This window comes from Candidatus Glomeribacter gigasporarum BEG34 (assembly GCF_000227585.1).
Classification (GTDB): domain Bacteria; phylum Pseudomonadota; class Gammaproteobacteria; order Burkholderiales; family Burkholderiaceae; genus Glomeribacter; species Glomeribacter gigasporarum_B.
The window spans coordinates 3,169-4,845 of the sequence record NZ_CAFB01000113.1; the positions used below are offsets into that span (position 1 = coordinate 3,169).

Here is a 1,677-nt window from a genome sequence, read left to right on the forward strand (position 1 = left end):
CNCTNNCAATCANNGNNNNGNNTNGTTGTAGTACGGCACGACCTGCAGACTCGCGCTTGCGCCCGCTTCTTTCGCGTAACGCGCCAATTCAACCGCTTCCGAGGTTGAATTGCGGCCCGCGCTCGCAATCACCGGAGTGCGTCCGGCGGCCTGTTCAACCGAGGTTTGCATCAATAATTGATATTCGTCAATGCCAAGGGCGGGCGATTCGCCTGTCGTTCCGGCCACGACCAAAGCATCGCTGCCTTCAGCGATATGCCAGTCAATCAGCGCGCGCAGAGCGGGCAGATCAAGCTGACCGTTTTCGAGCATGGGCGTGACCAGCGCGACGATGCTGCCGCGCACTGCGAAAGAAGCGTTTTCGTACATCATTTAGATCGGAATTCGGAAAAATGCTGAAAAAGGCTCTAAGCTTTACATACGTCAAGCAGAGACTGAATGCGCTGCGCATGTTCAGGCGATGGGCGCGGCGCATATTCCAATAAAGCGCGTCCAGCGGGTACCTCGTGATGCTCGCATAAAAAGCGGGCGTAATTGAGCCGCAACGTCACATCATCCGCGCCGCCTTCTGCATTGAAGGCCTGTTCAAAATGCCGGCGCGCCGCGCCGGCGTCGCCTTGAGCCAGCGCGGTCAGGGCCAGTGTATGAAGCGCATCGCGATGTCCGGGCGCCAATGCGAGCGCGCGTCGCGCTTCAGCGCGGGCCGCCTCCGTTTGTCTCTGATTCAGATAAGCCAGCGCAAGCGCGGCGTGCACATCCGCCTGCTGACGCACGCGATTCTGCGCCCCTGAACTTTCAGAAATCAAAGGATTCTGGTTTGCACAGGCGCTGCTCAGCGCGCACAGCATCAGCGCTGTGAATGCGATTGCAAGACCCCGCATCATTGCGGATGAATTGTAATGGTCCGGCGCGCGGCTTGAATCTGCGCTGTCCGGTTGCGCATTGCGAGGTGGGTCCGGTCATTCACAATCCCCGCCAGTTGGCCGCATGCGGCATCGATATCATCGCCGCGCGTTTTCCGGATCGTGGTCACGATGCCGCGCGCGCTCAGAATCTGCGCAAAGCGCCGGATTTGTTCAGGCGCGGAACGGGTGAATCCCGATTCAGGAAAGGGATTAAACGGAATCAGATTGAATTTGCACGGAATCTCCTGCACCAGCGCGAGGAGCTGCCGTGCGTGCTTTTCATGATCATTAATGCCCGCTAGCATGCAATATTCAAAGGTGATGAAATCGCGCGGCGCAGCCTTCAGATAACGCTGGCAGGCACGCATCAGTTCGCGCAATGGATATTTTTTATTCAGCGGCACCAGCGCATCGCGCAACGCATCGTCCGGCGCGTGCAGGGAAACAGCGAGCGAGACGGGCAACTGCTGCGCGAGCCGGTCCATCATCGGCACCACGCCGGAGGTGGATACGGTGACGCGCCGACGCGATAAACCATAGGCATTATCGTCGAGCATCAAGCGCAGCGCACGCACTACCGCGTCGAAATTCAGCAAGGGCTCGCCCATGCCCATCATCACGACATTCGTCACGACGCGCGCCACTTGTGCGCCGGAGCGCTGCCTGGTTTGTGCGCCGGAGCGCTGCCTCACTTGCGCGAACTCAGCCATCCATAATTGGCCGATCATCTCGCCCGCGCTGAGATTCCGGTTAAATCCCTGTTTTCCGGTCG

2 protein-coding genes and 1 pseudogene are annotated in these 1,677 nt (G+C 59.1%); all 3 read right to left on the reverse strand.

Annotation, left to right across the window (positions count from 1 at the left end; all coding sequences use genetic code 11):
- Positions 1 to 9: 9 nt before the first annotated feature.
- Positions 10 to 372: pseudogene (locus CAGGBEG34_RS12335) on the reverse strand (dihydrodipicolinate synthase family protein).
- Positions 373 to 407: 35 nt separating this feature from the next.
- Complete coding sequence (locus tag CAGGBEG34_RS09310) at positions 408 to 884, reverse strand: tetratricopeptide repeat protein (protein WP_006683366.1); 477 nt, start codon at positions 882 to 884, stop codon at positions 408 to 410.
- A partial coding sequence (gene rlmN, locus CAGGBEG34_RS09315; RefSeq protein ID WP_042688527.1) for a 23S rRNA (adenine(2503)-C(2))-methyltransferase RlmN occupies positions 881 to 1,677 on the reverse strand: 797 nt, incomplete at its 5' end. The genes CAGGBEG34_RS09310 and rlmN, both read right to left, overlap by 4 nt.

What these genes read in the sequence shown, in the direction of transcription:
- CAGGBEG34_RS09310 (WP_006683366.1), bottom strand. Translation starts at nt 884, where the DNA reads ATGATGCGGGGTCTTGCAATCGCATTCACAGCGCTGATGCTGTGCGCG.